We start from the raw sequence: 22,595 nt of genomic DNA on the forward strand, positions 1-22,595 counted from the left end.
GCGCCGTGCGAAACCGTCCCCTCCTCGTCGTGGTCGGCGCCGCCGTCGCGCTCGCCGCCATCGGGCTCGCGACGGTGCGCTCGGCGGGGCTCGCCCTCCCCGAGCAAAGCCCACTTTGGCCCCGGCAGCTCGCGTGGCTCCTCGTCGGTTCGGCCGCGGCGCTCCTCGTTGCGCGCGCGGATCTCCGCCGGCTCCAGGACCGCCGAGCGCTGCTGATTCACGGCGCGCTGATCCTCGCCACCCTCGCCACCTTCGCCGCGTCGGGGGTCAACGACGCGCACCGCTGGTTGCACCTCGGGCGCCTCAACGTGCAGCCGTCCGAGCCCCTCAAGCTCGGCCTCGTGCTCGCGCTCGCGAGCTGCTTTTCCCGTCCTGCCCGAGGCCCGCGACCGCTCCGCGATCTCGCGCTCCCCGTGGGGCTCCTCGCCTGCACGCTGATCCCCGTGCTGCTCCAGCCGGATCTCGGGACCGCGGTGGCGCTCGCGCTCGTCGCCGCGTCGGCTCTCGCGCTCGAGCGCTTCTCGCGCGGCGCTCGGGCCTCGCTCGCGATCGGCGTGATCGGCAGCCTCGCGACCGTGTGGTTCACGCTGCACGACTACCAGCGCGCGCGCCTCGCCGCGTTCGTTCACGGCGCGGATCCGCAGACCGCCGGCTACCAGAGCGACCACGCGTTGCGGCTCGTCGGGGCCGGGCGCCTCCTCGGCGGAAGCCCCTTCGCGGGGAGCGAGCCTTACCCGCTGCCCGAGGCCCACGGCGACTTCGCCTTCGCGGTATGGGCGCACGAGCACGGCTTCGCCGGCACGGCGCTGGTGCTCGGGCTCTATCTCGCGCTGGTGCTCGCGGCGCTGCAGATCGCCGCGGTCGCGCGCGACCGCTTCGAGGCCCGCATCGCCGTGGGCGTCGCGGCGCTCTTCTTCTGGCAAGCGACGATCAACATCGGCATGGTGATGGGCCTGCTCCCCGTCGTGGGCGTCACGCTGCCGCTGATTTCGTACGGCGGATCGAGCGCGCTCACGTGCCTCGTGGGCGTCGGGCTGCTCGCGAGCGTGGCCCGGCGGCCTACCGCGGCATAACCACGGCGTACCGAGCCTCGCCAATACGGAGCCCGCCGCACCTGGTTCAGCGCGGCGTCCGTTCCGTTCGACATGACGGTCTTGCCCGCTAGGTCGTCCGTCGGTTTCGGGGCGCACGCCTCTTTCATGCCCTTCCTTTCGCCACCCTGGTAAGGTCGCCGAAACGCCATGAATCGAACGCGGAAGACGGCGCGCGGATGTATTGCAATCACAGCGGCAGTCCTCACGTGCGCCTGCGGGTCCGAGCCCGCGCCGCCCCCGCGCCGGGCCGAGCCCGCGCCGCCCGCGACGCGGGCCGAGCCGCCTCGGGCGCCCTTGGCCTACCCCGCGGCGCACAAGGGTGATGTCGTCGAGACGCTCCACGGCGTGCCCGTCGCCGACCCTCATCGCTGGCTCGAGGACCTGAGCTCGGCCGAGACGCGCGCGTTCATCGAGGCAGAAAACGCGTTCACGCGCCGCTGGTTCGAGGGCGTGCCGGAGCGCGAGCGCCTCGGCCCGAAGGTCGCCGCCGCGGCGAACGTCGAGCGCATCTCCGCGCCGCAGCACAAGGGCAAGCACTGGTTTTTCCTGCGTAACAACGGCCGGCAAGATCAGCTCGTGCTCCACGTCGCCGACGCGCCCACGGCCGAAGGTCGTCCGCTCGTCGACTGGAACCAGATCTCGCCCGACGGCAAGCTCGCCTTCGCGGGTTTCTCGGTGAGCCCGCGCGGCACCTACGTCGCCTATGGCCTGTCGCAGGGCGGCTCCGATTGGGTCGAGTGGCGGGTGCGCGAGGTGGCCACCGGGCGCGACCTGCCCGACCGCGTCGAGTGGACCAAGTATTACGGGCCCACCTGGGCCGGCGACGAGAAAGCATTCTACTACAGCGGCTTCCCGAAACCGCCGAGCGGCCAGGAGCTCGCGGCCAAGGACCTCGGCTGCGCGGTACGCGTGCACCGGATCGGCGCTCCTGCCGGCCCCGATCCGGTCGTCTACGAGCGCCCGGAGCACCCCACCTGGCAATACGCTCCGGAGGTCACCGAAGACGGCCGATACCTGGTGATCACCACCGGCGACGGGCAGGTGGGCGACCGGGGCGTCGAGGAGGTGCACGCCATCGACCTCACGGCCAAGTCGGCGAAGCCGGTGCCGCTCGCCGAGGGGTTCGACGCCGAGTATCTGTACGTGACGAGCGAAGGCGCGACGTTTTACCTGGAGACCTCGAGCGAAGCGCCGCATGGGAGGGTCATCGCCGTGGACCTCCGCGATCCGGCGCGGCCCGTGCGCAAGACGATCGTGTCCCAGGGGAAGGCGGTGATCAGCAGCGTCGCGCGCGCGGGCGACCGCCTGCTCGTCGCGACGCACGTCGACATGTCATCGCGCCTGCACGCCTACGGGCTCGACGGGCGGGACGCGGGCGAGATCGCGCTGCCGGGGGTTGGCAAGGTGTACCCCGTCGGAGGCGGACGCGCCGAGCGCGCGGCGTTCTACGTCTACACGAGCTTTGACGCGCCGGCGACGACCTACCGCCTCGATCTCGCGACCGGCCGCAGCGAGGTGTGGCAACGCCCCAAGGCCGCGCTCGACCTCTCCGCCTACGAGACCCGACAGGTCTTTTATACGAGCAAGGACGGCACGCCCGTGCCGATGTTGCTCGTCCATGCAAAGGGGCTCGCCACGGACGGCAACAACCCGACCTACCTCACCGGTTACGGCGGCCGCGGGGTGTCGATGGCGCCCCATTACAATGCGGAGTACGCATTCTGGTTGAGCGTCGGGGGCGTTGTGGCCATCCCCGGATTGCGCGGCGGCAGCGAGTATGGCGAGGGTTGGGCGCTGGTGGCCGAGAAGACGCGCAAGCAGGTCACCTTCGACGACTTCATCGCGGCGGCCGAGTGGCTGGTCGCGGAGAAGATCACCTCGCCGCGCAAGCTCGCCATCAGCGGCGCCTCGAACGGCGGCCTGCTCGTCGCGGCGGCGATGACGCAGCGGCCCGACCTCTTCGGCGCCGTCGTCGTCGAGGTGGGGGTGCTCGACATGCTGCGCTTCCACCTCGTCGGCCAGGGCGAGGGCTGGACGGGCGTCTACGGCTCGCCCACCGTGCCCGAGGAGTTCCGAGCGCTGCTCGCCTATTCGCCCGTGCACAACGTCAAGCCTGGGACGAACTACCCGCCGACGCTCGTCGTCACCGGCGAGAACGACACGCGCGTGGTCCCCTGGCATTCGTACAAATTCGTGGCCGCCCTGCAGGCCGCGCAGGCGGGGCCGGGGCCGATCCTGTTGAACCTGCAGACGACATCCGGCCACGCCGGCGGCACCACACTCTCGGCGAAGCTCCGCGGCCGGATCGACAAGTACGGGTTCATCATGAAGGCCCTCGGCATGACATTGCCGCCCTGAAGGTCCGCGGCATCAGACTACTGCGAGCCGGCATGCCGTTCGCCGATGAAGCCTCGATGAAGGCGCCGGGCGGCGACAGGAAGCCGCCCGGCGCTTCAGGGATTACCGCGCCTTCGGGAGCTGGAGCATCACGCTGCTCCCGGGCTCGATGAAGGACGACGTTGCGCTCGACCTCCAGGACTCCGCAATGCCGCCTGCGCCGCGCAGGCCGGTGTAGAGGAAGTCAGACCTCATCGTGTCGCGAAACTGGGCGACGGGATCGTATTTCGCGGCCCCGAGCCCGCTGCCTCGGCTCCACGAAAGCTCGAACGTCGCCGCTCCGGCTGCCGAATGCTGCGCGACCTGCCCCCCCGTCGGGCCCGACCCGCCGCCGCCGGAGCCATTCAATGCACTCCAGACGGCACGCGCGAACCCGGGGCCGGGGCTGGGGATGCCCCCTCCACCCGCATTCTTGCCGCTTATCTCGGCGAAGGCGAGGTCGAGCCCCACGCCGAGGCCCACGTTGATGCCGAATTCCTCTCCGCTGCTCCCCTCGTCCGAGAGGAACTTGAGCCCCTCGTTCGTCGAGTGTTTGAGGATGGATCCCACCAGCATGCCGCCGAAATTTTTCGGCATCGCCGCGCCCAGGAGCCCGCTCGCCGCGCCCGCGACGATGCCGACCCACGTCTTCCAGCTCTTCCAGTTCCACTTCGTGATGTCCCACGTCCCATTCACGGCCATCCCGCCCGTGACCGCGCCGACGACGGCGTCGACGATGGCCTCGATGAAATCGAGGAACTTGTGCCCCGAGGGATCGACGTAAACGACTGGGTTGTTGCCGGCGTACGCGTACGGGTTCAGCGAGACCGCTTGGGTCTCGGGCCCGCCGAAGAGGTACGTGTCGGCCGTGAGGAAGCGGCCGACCGTCGGGTCGTAATAACGCGCGTTGGAGTAATAGAGGCCGCTGTCCTTGTCCCACTCCTTGCCGGTGAACTTGGCGCGGAACATGTCCGTGCCCGGGCTCGCCGCGTCGATGAGCTCGCCGTAGGGCTTGTAATGGGCGCGGGCAACCTCCTGGCCGGCGGCGTTCGTGACCACGCTCGACGAGCCGATGTGATTGTGGTGGAAGTAATACGTGCCGCTCACCGGATTGCCGGCGCCGTTCGAGCCCGCGGTGAGGGCATCCTCGGTGGAATCGGTGGAATCGGTCGGCTCCGCCGGCTGGCCTCCGCAAGCGGCGAGCATGGACGCGAGCACCACCGGCACGGCGAGGGCGAAGATCGGGTGTCGACGCGCCCACGGGGTCGCCTCCGGGAGGAGGATCCGGCGGAGCCGCGCGAGCGGGCGTCCGAGGTGCTTTTGCGCGAGGGGCCGACGCGCGAGGCGCGCCAGCGCGAAAACGAGGGCGAGCGTGAGGGTCAGCGCGGCGGCCGCGCGCGCGTTTCGATCCATCGCCCAGAGGGAGACACGGTTCTGGGCATGACCGAGGAGCCCGGCCGCCGAGCCCTTGTCGTAGAGCGAGCCCATGCTGTCGAGCCCGCGCTGCTCGAAGAGCGCCGTTTGCCCGGGGAGCACGGAGCTCGTGATGGATGCCACCCGGCCGGCAGGCGCGGTGATGTATTTGGTCTCGTGGCGCGAGCCGTCGGGGCGGAACATCACCTCGAAGTCCGGGGTCACGTAATGGGTCTTTGTCCCGTCGGCGTCGATCTTGATGACGCGCAGGCCCTCGAAGTCGTACGCGAATCGATTCACGACCACGCCGTTCGTGGTCACCGAGGTGAGGTGGTGCTCGCCGTCGTAGCCATACGACGTGGGGGCGCCGTTTTTCCACTGGCTCGTGCGGTCTCCCGTGCTGCTGTATCCGATGCCGGCGGAGACGACGCGGTGGCCCACGTAGCTCAGGACGGCGCCCTCCTTGACGACGAGGTTGCTGGCCGAATCGTATTGGTATTCGGCGACCCCATAGAGCCCCGCGGACTCGGCCCTCACGAGGTACCCGGCCGGGGAGTACGAGAACGTCTGGCTATGGGCCGGCGTGCGGTGGTCGGTGATCGTCGTGATCCGGTTGTCGTCGTCCCACGTGTATTGATGATTCAAGAGGCCGCCGGAAGCGTTGACGGTGCCGAGCCACGTCAGCCGCTGGCGATCGTCGTAGCCGTAGCTGTTGTTCGTGTTGTTGCCGTACTTCACCAACCTGGGCTGGCCGGTGGCGGTGAAATCGTATTGCCGGAGGTGCTGGACCCCATCCATCGTGAGCGCGACGAGGCGACCGTAGACGTCGTAGCTTTCGTTCAGCACCTTCCCGTCCGGGTAGGTTTGGCTCGTGACGCGCCCGGCCGGATCGTAGGTGCGGCTGACCGTGTACGTGGCGCCGTCGAGGGTGATGGCCCGGCTCGCAATGCGGCCGTCGGCCGTGTAGGAGAAAGCGTACTGCTGCGAGGGTGCGGTCTGCCCCGAGGGCGTGATGCTGACGCGCGTGAGCCGCCCGGGGCCGTAGGCGTACGCCGTCTGGTCGTAGGTGTAATCGACCGTCTGCTTCGACTGGACCTTCTTCTGCATCACGCGGCCGAGGCCGTCGTAGATATACGAAACGGTGCTCCCGTCCGAATCCACGGTCTGGGCGAGCTGGCCCGTGCCCGGGGTGAACGTCGCGGCGAGGCTGCCGCGGTCGGGTGAGTTTGTCGAGACGATCCTTCCCACGCCGTCGTACGTGATTGTCTGGGTCGCCAAGAGGTTTGCGACGCGCGTCCGCCGGCCGAGGGCGTCGTACTGGAACCAGTTCTCGCGCCCGTCCGCGTCGCGCTGCTTCGTGACGCGGCCGCGCGCGTCGAGCCACTGGTAAGACGTCGCGCCGAGCCCGTCGGTGGTGGAGATGAGGACGGCGCCGAAGTCCACGGACCGCGCATAGGTGCGCTTGCCACCGGGGCCGTCGACGCTCTTCGCGTGCCCGAAATCGTCGTAGGTCGTGACGGTGCCGGCCTTGGTATAGCCTTGGTAGCCGGGCAGCGACTCGTACGTGACGCGCCCGTCCATGTCGAAGGTGCGGTCCACGATGGTGGGCACGTCGCTCCCCTGGGCGTTGTTCTTGACCTCCTTGTAAACGCGGCCGAGGCCGTCGAGGTATTCGTCGGTCACCTGGTACGAGGTGCCCTGCCAGTCGTTGTACTCTCGTTTCCGTCGATAGGCCTTGCCGGCCGTGTCCTTGGCCCAGGTGACATCGAGCAGGAGCGCGAGCGTGCCGGTCGGCGAGGTGCCGCGGACGGCGACCTCGCGGCCGAGGCCGTCGACCGTGACGGTGCGCGTGCCGCCGGCGGGATCGGTGGCGCCGACGCGCGTGCCGAAGCGCGGATCGAAGGCGAAGGTGCTGCCGAGCGAGAGGCCGCCGCCGCTACGCGTCTCCGTGACGGGGTACGTTTGATAGGCGCTGTCGTACCCGAGCGTGAGCACGGTCCCATTGGGCTCGGTCCGGGTGAGGGGATTGCCGAGCGCGTCGTAGGTGAAGCTCGTCGTCTGCCACGAATCGCCGCTCTCCCAGCGGGACACGGACAGGAGGCTCATGCGGGCCCCGTTGCCGTACTGGAACTTGGTGTGTTCGACCTTGCCCTCGCAGATGCAGGCGTAACCCGTCCACTGGCACCACGATCCAACCGTACGCTCGGCCGGATAGTCCAGGCGCCAATTCGCGAGGCTTGCCGTGTCCTCTACGAACTGGGTGCACACATCGAATTCGTCGTACTGGCTGTTGACATTGCCGAGGTCGCGGACGAGGATGGCATTGCCGTAGGCGTCGTACTCGAGGTAGTCCTTCCCGGTGGTGACGACCCCACCGGGAGCGGCGATTTCGCTCCTCTCGCTCGTCTTCCTGACGTTGTACACGGGGAGCTCCCAGGAATACGTGGTCCCGTGCGCGTAGGTGTAGGACTGCTTTTCGTAGGCCCCGCCCGAGGCGCTCGCGACCTTCTGCGAGGTGAGGAGGCCGGTGTACGGGAAGGCGGGGTTGTAGGTCCTCGTCGTCTTCGCCTGCGTCGACGGCAAGGTCTCCGTGATCGTGTCGAAGCCCAAAAACCCGCGCCCGTTCACATCCATGCTCGGGGCGCCGTAGGTCACGTTGCGCACGGCGGAACCGCCGCGGCCGTCGCCCTGGGTGTACTGGTCGACGACGTAGATGCCGGAGAGCTCGGCGCGTTTGCCCGGGCCGCTCGTCGGCGCGCCGGAGAGGATGGGCGCGTAATGGATGGCGACCGTGGCGCCGAGGCCGGTGGTGACGAGCGTCATCTGGTCGACGGGCCGAGGCTCGGCGGGCGACGCGCTGCCACGGCCGAAATACACGTCGAACGAGTTGCTGCTATTGCCCCAATCATCGTCCCAGTCGCCGTGCTCCTGGCGGAGGAAGTCCGACTTGCCGTCACCGTCGAAGTCGCCCGGGATGATGAATGCGCCGGGATCGTTCTTGAGCGCGATTTTATAATCGACGTCGAGCGGCGTGAGCGGCGTGATGATCCGGAACGTGCCGTCGCCGAGCGAGATGTAGACGTTGAAGGTGTTGTTGTCGTCGTCGTCCCAGCCGCCGTGCTCCTGGCGGAGGAAGTCCATCTTGCCATCCCCGTTGTAATCGAGCGGGATGAGGAAGGCGCCAGCGTTGTGCTTCAGGTCGTTCTGGTAGGCCCACCCCTGGGGCGTGACGATGTCGAAATTGCCGTCGCCCCGCGAGAAGTACACGTTGAAGGTGTTGTTCCCGTCTTCCTCCCAGGAGCCGTGCTCCTGGCGGAGGAAGTCGGTCTTGCCGTCGCCGTTGTAGTCGCCGGGGATGATGTGGGCGCCGTCGCCGGACCGGAGCTCGAACTGGAACCCCCAGCCCGTGGGCGTGGTGACGTTGAACGTGCCGTCGCCGTTCGAGAGGTAGACGTTGAAGTTGTTGGCGGCGTCGTTGCTCCAGCCGTTGATCTCCTGGCGAATGAAATCGGTCTTGCCGTCGCCATTGTAGTCGCCGGGGATGATGTTGGCGCCGAAGGTGCCGCTCAACCACGTCTGGTAGATCTCGGCGTTCGGATCCGGCGTCACCCCCTGGAACGGCACCCATTGCTGCGGGACGCCGTCGGGGCGGAGGATCTCGTAGCCGTTCCTGAACGGCCGCACGACCTCGAAGGTGCCATCCCCATTGGAGAAGTAGACCTCGAAGTTGTTGCTCTGGTCGTTCGCCCAGCCGTTGATCTCCTGGCGGATGAAATCGGTCTTCCCGTCGCCGTCGTAATCGCCGGGGATGATGCGGGCCCCGTAGTTGGCGCTCAGCCACGTCTGGTAGACGACCCCCGGCGGGGTGATGAACTGGAAGGTGCCGTCGCCGTTGGAGAGATACACATTGAAGTTGTTGCTCTGGTCGTTGGCCCAGCCGTTCTGCTCCTGGCGAATGAAATCGGTCTTCCCGTCGCCGTTGTAGTCGCCCGGGATGATGCGCGCGCCGTAGTTGGCGGTCAGCCACGTCTGGTAGATGTGCCCCGGCGGGGTGACGACCTGGAAGGTGCCGTCTCCCCTGGAGAAATAGACATTGAAGTTGTTGCTCTCGTCGTTGGCCCAGCCGTTGTGCTCCTGGCGAATGAAATCCATCCTCCCGTCGCCGTTGTAATCGCCGGGGATGAGCACCGCGCCCGGGTCGTGGCGGAGCTCGGTTTGATACCACGGGTCGTTCGTCGGCATGACGACGGCGAAGTCCCCCGCCGCCTCGGCCTGCCACTGGAACGTGGTGGCCGGGAGGCAAACCCCGGTGGCGTCGCACTCGGTCAGACCCTGAAGCAGGCTGCGGCTGGTGGCAGCCGAGACCGCGTAGGAAAGTCGATATTGCCGCGCCGTCGAGGGGCTGTACGGGACGCCGACGGAGGTGGTGATGGTCGAGAGCCGGAGCTTCGTGTCGATACGCGTGCCGGCGAAGTAACGCGTGTTCCAGTCGCTGCGGGCTTCATACGTGAAGTGGACCCGGCGCTGGTGGAGCGAAGGGAGCGCGTCGTGGAGCGTATAAAGGATCTGCTGCGGATAGATCTGGCCGCCGTCCGCGAGGTAGCTGACCGTGTAGTAGGCGCCGTTTGGGCTCGTCATCCGCGAGAGGCCCCAGGAGCCGACCGTGCCGCCGGCGAGCATGAGCCGAGCGTCCGCCGTGCCGCCGAAGATTCGCTGGTTGCCGTGATTGTCGGTGACCTCGAATCGACACGGCCCCGTCCCGCACACGCCGAAGGAGCGGACGCGTTGGTAGCTGTCGACTTCGGTCTTGTACGTGGTCCCGTCGTCGCCGTCGTAGCCGCTCACGGCGATGAGGCGCTGGCCGTCGAGGCAGAAGCGATCGTCGCGGTTCCCGTTCACGCCCCCCGTACGCCCGTCCTGCGCGAGGGTCTGGGCGCAGCGGGTGACGGAGCCGAGGCCGGAGAGCGCGAAGTGCATGCCGAGAGGGCCGCTATCGCCCCAGCTGCTGTAATCGATCGAGAGCTTGGGCTCGACGCCGCCCGTGCCAGGCGGCACCACGATGGGGAGGGTGTACGAGGCGCCGCCGCGGGAATCGACGGAGAAGGTGCCGGGCGTCGAGCCAATCGGGACCGTGGTCGCCGTCGTGGTGACCGACGCCGTGGCCGTGACCTCATCGGCAGCCTCGTCGACGACGTCGCCCTCGTCGATCTCGACGTCGGCGTCGTAGCCGCCGCAGCCCGGCGCGAGGAGGGCCGGCAGCAGCGCGGAGAGGAGGAAAAGGGTGCGCGTGTGACTCATGCGCGCCGCCCTCAGCAGCGACCATGCCGGACCGCGCGCCGCGGTCGAAACCGCGTTCCGCCCTCGAGCCCCGAGCCTTTGACATGTCAACGCGGCGCCGTTGACATGCCCGTCGCATGTCAACGCCTCGGGTCGAGCCCCAGCTCTCGCAGCCTCCGCCGGAGCGCCTTTTCGGACACCTCCAGCCGCTCGACCATCCGCGCGACGTCGCCGCCGCAAGCGCGGTGGCAGCTCGTGATCTCGTCCACCGTCAGATCACCCGCCGTGCGGAAGCGCTTGCTGCGCTCGATGAGCACGTAGATCGACGCGCGCGTGATCTGGAGCTGGCTTGCCGCGGCCAAGAGGTCCCAGCGACTCGCGTGGAGCGCAGCTTCGAGCTCGGCCTCGGTGATCTCCGACGGCTTGCGCCGCGACGAGAGCGGCTCGCTCGCTGCCGCGGGCACGCGGTCAGGCGCGGACGCCGCGAGCGCGGATGCGGGCTCGTGGAGGAGGCGCTCGACGGCGGGCCCGACCGTCATGCGATCCTGCCCGCGGGAGCCGAGCACGATCTGGTGTACGACATTGCGTAGCTGCCGCACATTGCCGGGCCAATCGCCATCGGCGAGGCGGGCCACGAGCGACGCGGAGAGCCAGGGCCGGCCGTCGGGGGCGCGGGAGGTGAGGCGGTGCCCTTCGCCGATCGCTTCGAGCTCCTCGCGGAGGAAGCCGAGGAGCAGGCGGCCGATGTCGTCGCGGCGCTCGCGGAGCGGGGGCATCCGGATCTCGAGCGTCGCGAGGCGGTGGAGCAGCGGGGCGCGGAAGCTGCCGTCCCGGACCTTCGCCTCCAGGTCCGCGTCGGTGGCGGCGAGGATCCGCACGTCGACCTTGTGCACGCGGCCGGCGCCGACCACCTGCGCCTCGCCGCTCTCGATGGCGCGCAGGAGCATCACCTGCACGTCGGGCGGCGCTTCGCCGATCTCGTCGAGGAAAAGCGTGCCGCCGCGGGCCGCGTTGAAGTACCCCTGCCGCTCCCGCACGGCGCCCGTGAAGGCGCCGCGCTCGACGCCGAAGAGCTCCGCGCTCGCGAGCGTGGGCGGGACGGCGGCGAGGTTCACCACCACGAAGGGCCCGTCGCGCCGCGGGCCGGCCTGATGGATCGCGCGGGCCGCGAGATCCTTGCCCGTGCCCGTCTCGCCGCGGAGGAGCACCGGCCGGTCCTGATCGGCCACGGTCCGGATCTCCCGCCGCACGAGGTGGATGCCGGGGCTGTCGCCCAGGAGCCCGAGCGTCTCGTTTTCGGGCGTGTCGAACACCTCGACGCGGTGGATCAGGAGCACGATCCGGCCGCCGAGCAAAAGGACGGCGCCCCGCCGCAGATCCTCGCCCGAGAGGTCGAGCGCGCCCTCCACGGTGCTCCCGCGATGGACCACGCTGGTGCGGCTCTCGACGACGTTCACGCGCACGCCGCCGCCCGGGAGCGGCGCGAGCCGGATCGGAGTGCGGCTCACGCACGCGTCCGCGAGCGGGCGCGCGGCGGGGCGGGTCGGGGGCGTGAACGGCGGCTCCTCGCGCGAGAGGACGACCTCCCGCCCGACGTTCAGCTTGGCCAGCACGGCGCGCTCGCCGATGCGCTCGACGTCGGGGTGGCAGAGGATGGTGAGCATCACGGCCGTGATCGGGCCGGAGGCGCCGTCGCGCGTGGTCGAGCCGTCGTAGGTCTGCCTGGTCGGATCGTCGGAGCCTATGGGCACGTCAGCGTCCCTTCGAGCTTGCGCGACCGCGCGCGGAAGGTCATTCCCGATCGGATCGGGCGCGGCTTCTGGCCCGGGCCTCCGGGCGCGACGCACCAGACCGCGTAATCCGCGGTGGCATCCCCCGTCTCGACGTCGAAGTCGAGCGAGGTCTGGGCGCCGTCGAGGTCCACGTTGCGGCCGCTCGTGAGCGCGTAGAGCGCCGGGTAGATCCCGCCCGGGCCGACGTCGAGGTGTTCGCCCGGCGAGAGCAGGCGCGGGATCATGCGCGCGAGGGCCGGCCCGGTGACCTTCGCGTCGCCGAGCGCCACGGTCGCGTACGCGAGCAGGTAGAAGGCGTCGTAGGGGGCGCTCGTCAAGCTCCCCGCGGTCTGCGGCGGCGAGAAGACCTCGTTGTAGCGCGCGAGGTATTTCGCGGCCGCGGCGTTCTCGTCGACGGTATCGACGAACAGCATCCGCCTCCGCGCCTCGGGGTGCTCCTGCACGAGGTCGAGCAGGTCCGCGTGCACCAACATGGTATCCCAGAGGTATCGCGGGAGGTGGCGCGCGCCGGTGGGCCAGGCCCGCTCGATCGACGGGATGAAGTTGGGCTCCATGCCCGCCGAAAGGATCACGTGCGGCTGGTAGGCGGCGATCTCGGCCGCAGCGCGCGAAAGGATGGCCTCCTCCGTGACATCGCCGACGTCGGGGATCACGAACATGCGAAAGTCGCTTCCGTTCTCGGTCACGTTCCGCCCATTGATGCGGAGCGCCCCGACGAGGTGATCGGCGATGCTCTGCCCCGAGGGGTTGCCGACCCGCGCGAGGGCCACGCGGATCGGCGCACCGGGACCGAGCAGGCCGGGCGCGCGGCGCAGCTCGGGCTCCATCACCTCGGCGAGCACGTCGCGCACCGCCGGAACCGCCATGTCACCACTGACGGTCACTCGCCACACGAGGCGCGGCTCGCCGGGCGCGTGCGGGATGTCGCGCAGCGCCGAGGCTGTGTTCGCGGCGAGCGTCAGCACGCCCTTCGGGAGGAAGAGCGCGCTCGCGAGATCGAGCACCTCTTTGCTGCGCGCGAAGCCCAGGATCGCCGGGACGCGCACCTCGTTCACGAGGTGCTCGGCTGCGCGGGTCGCGTTCGTCGCGTCGTCGCAGAGCACCACCGCAAGCGGACGCCGCGGCCCGCCGGGGCGCGCCGGGGGCAGGCCGCCGGTGGTCTCGGCGAAATCGCGACGAGCGAGGTCCACCGCGTTCGCCGCGCGGGGACCAAACGCCGTCGGATCGGGCAGGCGAAAGGGGTACATCGCGCCAAACCAGATCGTCCCCTCGTTCTCCACGTCGCCCGGGCCGGCGAGGACGCGACAATCCTCCGTTTCGAGCGCGACGCACACGCCGTCGTCCTTGCGGCACAGCGCGGGCTTGCCGCCGTTCGCCGCGACGCACGCTTGGTGGTCGGCGCAGCCTGGCCGCGGGGCCGCGGCCACGGACGCGCTGGGAGCGCTCGGCTGCGCGACGGGTGCCGGCCTCGAGATCCACGCGCCAACGAGTGTCGCGAGCGTCGCCATCGCGAGGAGGCCCACGGCGAGCCGTCGGCGCGGGCGGTCCGGGCGCGCAGGCGGAAGCTCGTCCGGTGCAGGCGCATCCCCTGCGGTCGGGTGGATGGTGGGCGTGGCCGGTTTGGTGGACATCGCCGAAGGATCGGGCGGTATCGTGTCCAGCGGCGTGGGCGCGACGCTCGGCGGATCCAGGGTGGCCACGCTCGGCTGATCCAGGGTCGCGACGCTCGAAGCCCCCTCCCCGTCCCGAGAAAGTCTGTCCGAGGCGGGCGACTCCACCTCCGCAGGCGGCGCGAGCGCGGGCTCGATCGAGGCCGAGGAGATGGACTCGCCGTACACGGCGGCGTGGGCCTGCTCGATCGCCTCCTGCATGGCACGCGCGTTCGGCCAGCGATCGTCACGCGAGAAGCGGAGCGCGCGATCGACCACCGCCACGATCTCCGCGGGCACGTCCTTCGTGACGTCGGCGAGGGAGCGGGCGGGCTGCGTGGCCACGCGGACGATGCTCTCCTCCGCCGTCTCGGCCTCGTGCACGACGCGCCCGGTGAGGAGCGTGAACATCGTCGCGCCCGAGGCCCATACATCGGCGCGCCCGTCCACCTGCTCCCAGCGGCCGAGCGCCTGCTCCGGCGGCATGAACGCGGGCGTCCCCAGGCGCACGCCGGCGTGCGTGGCCATGCTCCCCGGCTCGTGGCGGATACGCGCGATGCCGAAGTCGAGGACCTTGAGCGCGCCCGCCGACGTGAGGAAGAGGTTCTCCGGCTTGATGTCGCGATGGACGATGCCCTTGTCGTGGGCCGCCGCGAGCACGTCGAGGAGCTTGTGGCCCATCACGAGCACCTCGCGACACGGCCGCGGGCCGAGGCGCCGCAGCCGCGCGCCAAGCGACTCGCCTTCGAGCATCTCCATCACGAGGAAGGCGGCCCCGTCCTCCGCGACGTCGTCGTCGAGCACCTGCACCGCACCCGCGTGCCCGACCGCGTTGGCGACGTAGCCCTCGCGAACGAAGCGGGCGCGCACGTCCTCGTGCACGCAGAGCTCGGGGTGCAGCACCTTGATGGCGACCCGGTGGCCGTTGCGGTGCACGCCGAGGTACACCGCGGCCATCCCGCCCACGCCGAGGACGCGCAAGATCCGGTACTTGCCGTCGAGGGTCGTGCCGACTCGGGCCGCGGCGCGCGCTTCGATCGGCGGGACGGGACGGGACATCGTGACCGCGACAATACCAGACGAGACGTGGGACGCGCGACGTGCGCCGCGTGCCCCGACACGTCCATCACGCGCCGCCCCGGGGGCCGCTGCGGTTCAGGCCCGAATGCTCGCGCCGATCTCGAGGAGCAAAGGGGATGTGACTTGCCGTGCGTGGCATGCCCGACCTCCCCCGCTCAAACCAGCGCCCGAAGGCGGACGCCCGGCGCCTGGCGATCGGTCAGAAGCACCCGAGCGCGTTGAGCTTCTGCCGCCATTTGGTCGCCATCCAGGCATAACCATTGGCATCCGGGTGGATACCGTCGGCGGCGAGCGTCGCCGTCGGGAAGCCGGTGTTCATGTCGACCACGTCGACCTTACTATAACCTTGCGCCTTCAGCGTCGAGACGATCCCGTCGACGTAGACATTGTACGCATTCACCTCGGCGGTGAGCGGGACGGCGTACACGCCCGCGAGCGGGATGATCTTCGCCACGAGGATCCGCGCCGTCGGATTGAACGCGATGAGCCAGCGGACCATGATGTCGAGATCGTACGCCGCATTGAGGTGACCTTGCCCCTGCAAGAGGTCGTTCGTTCCGGCGTGCACGAGGATGACGTTCGCGCCGACGTAATTGGTCTGGATCCACGGCGTGAGCTGATCGACGCGGAACCCCGGATATCCGGAGTGCAGGTGCTGGCCGGCCGCCCAGAGGTTGTACGACGAATAATCGCCCGAGAGGCCCGCCATCCGGATCGGGGCCCCCACGGCCGGGGGAAACAGGACGAGCTGGCCGCGGTACCCGTCGATCCCGCCGATGCCCGCCGTGATCGAGTCGCCGAAGGGCTGGATCTTGCATTCGACGCCGAGCTCGGATTCGGCCTCGGCGACGTCCTCGGCGACGTCCTCGTCGTCGATCGCGAACGCGGCGTCATCGTCGGTCATCTCGGGATCCATCGAATCGACGGCGCAGCCCATCGAAGCACAGGAGAGGAAAGCGAGGGTCAGGCCGAAGAAAGAATTCGAGAGCGTCATGGGAGCCTCCGCTTGGGTTTGGCGTTCAGGGGTTCGGCGCGCCGGACTCTCCGTCGCGCGCTTCGGGAGGACGCTATCGCAACGCTCATGCCACGACGCGAACCCGCGATATTGCTCGAAAATCGGCGACGCGGGCGCGGCGTATGACCCCGCGTGTCCGGACATCACGGCGAGGTGTCCGGACACGCGGCGAGGCCACGCTTGCAGCGCGCCGGGAGCCTCGCCTAGGATCCCGCCTTGCGCATGGCTCGGCCCCTGCTGACGACCCAAACGGAACAGGAACATTCGGTCCAGCAGAAGACCGTCGGCCTGCTCGTCTTCGTGCTGCGTTACGACGATCTCCTCGCGGCCGATTCGCGGCTCTTGCCCCCGATCACCCGCGAGGGCGCGAAATACGAGGTGGGGCGCGCCCCGGAGGTCGGGCCCGTGGCGCTTGCGGGGAGCACGCTGCTCCTGCCCGATCCCTTCGTGTCACGCGCCCACGCGCGCCTCGTCCGCCGCCGCGGCGCCGACGTGATCGAGGACCTCGGCAGCAAGCTCGGGACGTTCGTGAACGGCGAGCGCATCGAGGGGCCGCGGGACCTCGTCGATGGGGACCTCCTCGAGATCGGCCACTCGCTCCTCGTGTATCGCCTGGTCGAGCCACGCGTGGCGGTGCGTATGGCCTCGCTCCCCCAGGGGATCCAGCACGGCCCGACGCGCACCTTGTGCCCCGAGCTCGCGAGCATGTCGACGGATCTCGAGCGCATCGCGCGGACCGACCAGCCGGTCCTCTTGCTCGCGGAGACGGGCGCGGGCAAGGAGATCGCCGCGCGATTCGTGCACGAAAAGAGCGGTCGTACAGGGCCGTTCGTGGCGGTCGACTGCGGCGCGATCCCGGCTCACCTCGTCGAGGGAGAGCTCTTCGGCCACCGCCGCGGGGCATTCAGCGGCGCGGTCGAGGAGCGAAGAGGCCGCATCCGCAGCGCCGAAGGGGGCACGGTTTTTCTGGACGAGCTCGGCAATCTCCCGGAGAGCGCCCAGGCGAGCCTGCTACGCGTGATCCAGGAGCGCGAGGTGACGCCGGTGGGCGGCGAGCGCGCGCAGAAGGTGGACGTACGCTGGATCGCCGCGACAAACGAGGCCCTCTTCTCCGAGGACAGCCGGTTCCGGGCGGATCTCCGGGCGCGGCTCGCGGGGTACGTCGCGCTCCTGCCGCCACTGCGAAGGCGGCGGGAAGATCTCGGGTTTCTGGTCGCCGACATCCTCGGCAAGACGGGCTTGCCGAGCGTATCGATCTCGAAGCGGGCGGCGCGCGCGCTCTTTTTCGGCGAATTGCCCGGGAACATCCGCGAGCTCGAGCGAGCCCTGTCGAGCGCGGCCGTGCTGATGGGCGACGGTCCGATCGACGTGCAGCACCTGAGCGTCGTGGCCGCGCGCGCGGCGAGCCGGGCCTCTGCGCGGGCCGAGGGCGCCGTCGCGGACGCGCCGCCCGCGGATCCGCCGTCGGGCGAGCCGCAGCGGAGCTCTTCGAAGCGCCCGACGCGGGAGGCCCTCGAGGCTGCGCTGGTGAGAACCAACCGCGTGCAGGGCGAGGCGGCGCGGCTGCTCGGTGTCCACGAGCGCCAGCTCACCCGGTGGATGGATGCGTACGGGATCCCCCGCGCCAAAAAGAGCTCTTCGGAGGAGTGAGGGCTACGCGCGGGACGTGCGAGCCTCAGAAGAGGCCCTCGTGTGATTTGCCGGTCGGCTTCGTCGTGGGCGCGGAGGGCGCCGGCGGCACGGTCGCCGATGGCGCGCTCGTCGCCTTCGCCCTCGTGCTGGATGTCGAGGTCGTCGCCGCGCGGGGAGCGCTCGTGGGCTCGGGCGGCGGCGCGGCCGGCGGCGCCGTCACGGACGCGGCTGGCACCGCTCTCGCGCCGGGCGAAGGGGCTTCTAGCGGCGCGGGCGGGGGCAAACTCGACGCGGCGAGGGGGAGGCTCGTCGTGCCCGACTCGGGTTCGACGCCGGCGCCGCTCGGGGCTGGGAGGGGGGGTTTGCCTTGAAACACATAAAGCCCGATTCCGACGAGGGCTGCGCAGCCGACCGCGACGGCGACCCACGGGGGAGACGCGCGCCGTGGAGGCGCAGGTGCGACCTCCGGCATGGTCCTGCTCAGGGGCGATTGCGTGGAAGCGGATCCCTCGGACGCACGCGCGGGTGCGAACGCCTCGGGCGCCACGCTCACCTTCGAGGGAGGCTCGACGCTCGTGGTCCGGATGGCCGGCAGGAGCTCCGCGAGCTTTTCCGGCACCTCGGAGAGCGTCTCGACCGAGGCCGCGGGTCGCGCCTCGTCAGGAGGGGCTTGCTGGGTGGATTCCTCGAACGCCGGGGCGGTGGGGGCCGCGGCGAGCTCCGCCGACACGGCCCCCTCGCCGAGCAGATCGGTGAGCGGCGTGAGCATGCTGTTCACGCGAAGAAGGGAGCGCAAGGCGGCGGCGAACTCGCCCATGGTCGCATATCGCTCCTCGGGGTTCTTGCGCAGGCAACGGCCGACGATCACGTCGAGCTCGCCGGGGAGCTCGGGCCGGATCTGGCTCGGGAGCGTGGGCTCGTGCAGCATGATCGCATGCACGACCTGCCCGATCCATTCGCCCTGGAATGGGACCCGCCCGGTCGTGAGCTGGTAGAGGACGACGCCCATGGCCCAGATATCGCTTCGAGGTCCAACGGCTTTCGCGTCCGAGACCTGCTCGGGGGACATGTAGAGCGGCGAGCCGAGCAGGGCGCCGCTCGCCGTGAGCGACTGCGACTCCTCGGCCATACGCTTGGAGATGCCGAAATCGAGGAGCTTGAGGCAGAGTTTTCCGTTCGGCCTCCGGGTCAGGAACATGTTCGAGGGCTTGAGATCGCGGTGCACGATGCCGAGCCCGTGCGCCTCGATGAGGGCATCGCAGGCCTGGAGCACGAGGCCGGCCGCCTCCGTGACGGCGAGCGGGCCGCGCCGCTCGATCACCTCGGCGAGGTCTCGACCTTCGAGGTACTCCATGACCATGTACGGCCTGCCATCGCCCAGCTGTCCGACGTCGTAGACCTTCGCGACGTGCTCGCTCTTGAGGCGCGCCGCATTACGTGCCTCACGGAGGAATCGGTCCCTCGCCTGCTGCGCGCGGCCTTCGCCTTCGGGCCCGAGCATGAGTTTGATGGCGAGCAGCTCCCCGAGGCCTTCGTGTCGCGCCGCCACGACCATACCCATCCCCCCCTGGCCGAGGACCCGTTCGACGCGGTACTTGCCCAGCAAGGTTTCGCCCGGCGTGACGATGGGATGCATGGGGGTACCATAGCCGCTGGATCCCTTGACAGGAAGCATGTTGTCGTGTGTCCTCTCGCCCGTGAAGATACGTCGGCCCGTCTCCGACGCACGGTTTCTCGCGGCTCTCTGCGGGGCGTTGCTCGTCACGCCGGCCGCGCGCGCGGAGCCGAGCGACGCCGAGAAGATTGCCGCCGCGCAGGCGCTTTACGACGAGGCCGTCGCGGCGATGGACGCCAAGGATTACGCGACGGCGTGCCCCAAGCTCGCGGAGGCGGTGAGGCTCGTGCCCGAGGGTATCGGCGCCAAACTCACGCTTGCCGAGTGTTACGAGGAGAGCGGCAAGCTGGCGAGCGCCTGGTCGCACTATGCGGTCGCGCGCTCCCTCGCGGAGCGCGCGGGGCAAAAGGACCGCGCCACGCGAGCGGCGGCGAAGGCGGAGGCGCTCAAGGGGCGGCTCGCGAGGCTGACGATCGAAGTGCCGGACGTGGTCCGCAAGATCCCGCAGGTCACGATCACGCGCGGCGGCGTGGCGCTGGGGGAAGCGCAATGGGGGACGGCGCTGCCCGTGGACGTGGGGCGATACGAAATCGTGGTCACGGCGCCCGGGTACGAGACGTGGACGCGGGCGATCGAGGTCGCGAAGGACGGTGAGGCCATCTCGGTGCGCGTCGAGGCTCCCGCGATCGATCTGCGCGCGAGCGCGGCCGAGGAGCGGAGGCGCGCGGCGTCGACGGTGGTGATCCAGAACTTTGCAGCCGAGAGGCCATGGCAACGTCCGCTCGGCATTGCCGCGATGGGCGTGGGGGCCGCGGGGCTCGTCGTGGGCGGAGTGCTGGGCGGGCTCGCGATCCAGAAGAACGACGAGAGCAACGCGGGTCTCTGCGACGCAGACGATTATTGCAAACGCGACGGGCTCGCGCTTCGAAGCGACGCGGTGGGGCTGGGCAATGGCTCGACGGCGGCACTCGTGGTCGGCGGCGTCGTGCTGCTCGGCGGGGTCGTGCTCTTCGCGACGGCGCCGGCGTCGAAATCGAAGGGGAGCGCGGAGAAGGGCCCGCGGGCGGGGATGGACGCGACGCTCGAGCTCCTTCCGACCGGGCTGCGGGTGCGAGGCGCATTCTGATTCGGCGAGCGCGTGGCCGCGCGACCCCTTGACAGGGCGCGTGGTCTCATGTGTCAATCGCACGGGTGAAGCTACGTCGTTTCGAGGCACGGAAGCTCCGCGGCGGCGCCTCTATCGCCACCCTCGCGTTCCTCCTGGCCGGGTGGGTCGCCTGCAATCAGGTCGCCGGGATCCGGGAAGGAAAACCGTATCCGGACGCGTGCGTCACCGCGGACGACTGCTCCGTGCCGGAGCCCGAATGTCGGGCCGCGGCGTGCATCGACGAGCGTTGCGTCTATGACGACAAACCCGCGGGCACGCCGCTCGCGGCGCAGGTCGCGGGCGACTGCTTGGAGGCGCAGTGCGACGGGGAGGGCCGAAAGCGGCTCGTGCCCGTCGCAGCGGACGCCCCGAACGACGGCAATCCATGCACGTTCGACCATTGCGTCGGGAGCACGCCCACGCACGCGCGGCTCTCGTTCGCGCCCTGTTATACGGGGCCAGCCACGGCGCGCGGCGTCGGGGTTTGCATCGACGGAAAGCAGGCCTGTGGCGAGGACGCGAAGCCGACCGGGTCTTGCCTGGGGGAGGTCTTGCCGAAGGAGGAGACGTGCCTGTCGATCTTCGACGAGGATTGTGACGGGGACGTGAATGAATCCGGACTTGGCTGCGTGTGTGTCCCCGGCACGATCGGCGAGTGCTTCGGCGGGCCGGAGGCGGCGCTGGGGAACACGCCCTGCAAGCGCGGAAAGCAGCTCTGCATCCCGGATGGGACGGGGTACGGAGAATGCGTGGGGCAGATTTTGCCTGCGCCCGAGGTCTGCAGCTCGAGTGGCATGGACGACGATTGCGACGGTCGCGTCGACGAGGAGGGCCTCGACTGCGTCTGCGGCGACGGCGTCGTGTCGAACGCGGAGGTCTGCGACGACGGGAACACGGACGAGAGCGACACGTGCACGACGACGTGCGTCGTGCCGGGCTGCGGCGACGGCATCGTGCAGGGCGGCGAGGCGTGCGACGACGGGAATCTGCTCGACAGCGACGCGTGCACCGCCCAATGCCAGATGGCCACCTGCGGCGATGGGCTGCTCCAGGCCGGCGAGGCGTGCGACGACGGGAACATGATCGACACCGATACGTGCACGTCGTCCTGCCAGCATGCCGTGTGCGGGGACGGATTCGTCCGGCAAGGGGTCGAGGAGTGCGACGACGGCAGCCCCACGGCGACGGAGACGTGCCAGCCCGATTGCCTCGCGGCACCGGTCGAGCTCTTCGCGGGCGGCGTCTCCATGTGTGTGCTCTTCGCGAATGGCCGAGCGAAGTGCTGGGGCGCGAACGAGAATGGTCAACTCGGCCTGGGGGACAAATGGCGGCGGGGCGACACGCCGGCCGAGATGGGGAACAACCTCCCGTTTCTCGGGCTCGGCGACGGTCGCACCATTACCGCGATGGCCCCCGGCACCGCGCACACCTGCGCGCTGCTCGACGACCAGACCGTCAAGTGCTGGGGCGGGGGCGGGGCGGGTCAGGTGGGTCTAGGCGATATGCTGGCTCATGGGGACGAGCCGGGCGAGATGGAAGACGATTTGCCCCCCCTGGACCTCGGCGCGGGCCGGACGGCGAAGGCAATCGGCAGCGGCTTTGCCCAAACCTGCGCGATCCTGGACGACGACACCCTCAAGTGCTGGGGGTACAACGCGAGCGGTGAGCTCGGCCTGGGGGATACGATGATCCGGGGCGACCAGCCCGGCGAAATGGGCGAGGCCCTCCCCGTGGTCGCGCTCGGGACGGGCCGATTCGCCCGGCAAATCGCGGGTGGACACAGCTTCCAGTGCGCAGTCCTGGACGATGATACCGTGAAGTGCTGGGGGAAGAACATCTGGGGACAGCTCGGCCAAGGCGATACGACGCAGCGGGGAGACGAGATGGGTGAAATGGGGGACGCTTTGCCCCCGGCGACCTTCGGCAACGCGGGCGCAATCCTCTCGATCTCGACGGCGTTCGGTCACTCCTGCGTGCTCCTGACCGGCGGAAAAGTGAAATGCTGGGGGCTGAACGTCGTCGGTGCGCTCGGGCTGGGCGACATGGCATTCCGGGGGGACGGGCCGGGGGAGATGGGGGACAACCTGCCGTTCGTCGATCTCGGCAGCGGCAAGACGGCCACGCGCGTCGCGACGGGCGGCCCTTGTTCGTGCGCGATCTTGAATGACGGATCGGTCAAATGCTGGGGGGAAAACGATCGGGGTCAGCTTGGCCAGGGCGACAAACTGAACCGCGGCAAGGCGCCGGGCGAGATGGGCGACGCGCTCCCCGCGATCGATCTCGGCGCCGGGCGGAAAGCCAGGAAGATTGCGGTGGGCGGCAGGTTCGCCTGCGTGATCCTCGACGACGCGACGGTCAAATGCTGGGGACAAAATGATTTTGGTCAGCTCGGCCTCGAGGATACGTTCGATCGCGGCGACGACCCCGGCGAGATGGGGGACGCCCTTCCGACCGTGAAGCTCCGGTGATCTCGATGGACCGGAGACGCCCTCGGTCGAACCGTT

The 22,595-nt window shown here is 69.6% G+C and carries 10 protein-coding genes; 5 read left to right on the top strand and 5 right to left on the bottom strand.

Annotated elements, in window-relative coordinates:
* The first annotated feature begins 5 nt into the window (after nt 1-5).
* Nucleotides 6-1,073: an FtsW/RodA/SpoVE family cell cycle protein gene (locus QHF85_RS00430; RefSeq protein WP_281324987.1), complete on the top strand. Its 1,068-nt coding sequence runs from the start codon at nt 6-8 to the stop codon at nt 1,071-1,073.
* A 168-nt stretch (nt 1,074-1,241) separates the two neighbouring features.
* A complete protein-coding gene (locus tag QHF85_RS00435) occupies nt 1,242-3,452 on the top strand; it encodes a prolyl oligopeptidase family serine peptidase (protein ID WP_281324988.1) in 2,211 nt (736 codons plus the stop codon).
* Nucleotides 3,453-3,554: 102 nt separating this feature from the next.
* Here the strand turns inward: QHF85_RS00435 and QHF85_RS00440 are convergent, their stop codons facing one another.
* From QHF85_RS00440 to QHF85_RS00455, 4 genes are all read right to left on the bottom strand, one after another.
* Nucleotides 3,555-10,181, bottom strand: coding sequence for an FG-GAP-like repeat-containing protein (locus QHF85_RS00440; RefSeq protein WP_281324989.1), 6,627 nt, complete (start codon nt 10,179-10,181; stop codon nt 3,555-3,557).
* A 119-nt stretch (nt 10,182-10,300) separates the two neighbouring features.
* The gene (locus tag QHF85_RS00445; protein ID WP_281324990.1) at nt 10,301-11,911 is read right to left on the bottom strand and encodes a sigma 54-interacting transcriptional regulator; all 1,611 of its coding nucleotides are present in this window, start codon (nt 11,909-11,911) and stop codon (nt 10,301-10,303) included.
* On the bottom strand, nt 11,902-14,661 hold the full coding sequence (locus QHF85_RS00450) for a bifunctional serine/threonine-protein kinase/ABC transporter substrate-binding protein (RefSeq protein ID WP_281324991.1): 2,760 nt from the start codon (nt 14,659-14,661) through the stop codon (nt 11,902-11,904). Before QHF85_RS00450 ends, QHF85_RS00445 begins: the two co-directional genes overlap by 10 nt.
* Nucleotides 14,662-14,881: 220 nt before the next feature.
* Nucleotides 14,882-15,676 carry a GDSL-type esterase/lipase family protein gene (locus tag QHF85_RS00455; protein ID WP_281324992.1) on the bottom strand — a complete coding sequence of 265 codons (795 nt, stop codon included), beginning with the start codon at nt 15,674-15,676 and terminating at the stop codon, nt 14,882-14,884.
* 243 nt (nt 15,677-15,919) lie between these two features.
* On the opposite strand from QHF85_RS00455, the gene QHF85_RS00460 reads away from it, so the two are divergent.
* Nucleotides 15,920-17,347, top strand: a complete 1,428-nt coding sequence (locus QHF85_RS00460) for a sigma 54-interacting transcriptional regulator (RefSeq protein ID WP_281324993.1) — start codon at nt 15,920-15,922, stop codon at nt 17,345-17,347.
* A gap of 25 nt (nt 17,348-17,372) precedes the next feature.
* On the opposite strand, the gene QHF85_RS00465 is transcribed toward QHF85_RS00460, so the two are convergent.
* The gene (locus QHF85_RS00465; RefSeq protein WP_281324994.1) at nt 17,373-18,965 is read right to left on the bottom strand and encodes a serine/threonine-protein kinase; all 1,593 of its coding nucleotides are present in this window, start codon (nt 18,963-18,965) and stop codon (nt 17,373-17,375) included.
* Nucleotides 18,966-19,026: 61 nt separating this feature from the next.
* On the opposite strand from QHF85_RS00465, the gene QHF85_RS00470 reads away from it, so the two are divergent.
* Nucleotides 19,027-20,070 (top strand): PEGA domain-containing protein, encoded by a 1,044-nt coding sequence (locus QHF85_RS00470; protein ID WP_281324995.1) that lies wholly within the window; start codon nt 19,027-19,029, stop codon nt 20,068-20,070.
* A 65-nt stretch (nt 20,071-20,135) separates the two neighbouring features.
* Complete coding sequence (locus QHF85_RS00475) at nt 20,136-22,559, top strand: DUF4215 domain-containing protein (RefSeq protein WP_281324996.1); 2,424 nt, start codon at nt 20,136-20,138, stop codon at nt 22,557-22,559.
* Nucleotides 22,560-22,595 lie beyond the last annotated feature (36 nt).

The sequence above is a fragment of the Polyangium sp. 6x1 genome, assembly GCF_029946515.1.
Taxonomy (GTDB): domain Bacteria; phylum Myxococcota_A; class Polyangia; order Polyangiales; family Polyangiaceae; genus Polyangium.

Bases quoted from the DNA above. Each gene is read 5' to 3' on its own strand.
- QHF85_RS00460 (WP_281324993.1), top strand. From the start codon at position 15,920: ATGGCTCGGCCCCTGCTGACGACCCAAACGGAACAGGAACATTCGGTC.
- QHF85_RS00440 (WP_281324989.1), bottom strand. From the start codon at position 10,181: ATGAGTCACACGCGCACCCTTTTCCTCCTCTCCGCGCTGCTGCCGGCC.
- QHF85_RS00435 (WP_281324988.1), top strand. From the start codon at position 1,242: ATGAATCGAACGCGGAAGACGGCGCGCGGATGTATTGCAATCACAGCG.
- QHF85_RS00450 (WP_281324991.1), bottom strand. From the start codon at position 14,661: ATGTCCCGTCCCGTCCCGCCGATCGAAGCGCGCGCCGCGGCCCGAGTC.
- QHF85_RS00455 (WP_281324992.1), bottom strand. From the start codon at position 15,676: ATGACGCTCTCGAATTCTTTCTTCGGCCTGACCCTCGCTTTCCTCTCC.
- QHF85_RS00465 (WP_281324994.1), bottom strand. From the start codon at position 18,965: ATGCATCCCATCGTCACGCCGGGCGAAACCTTGCTGGGCAAGTACCGC.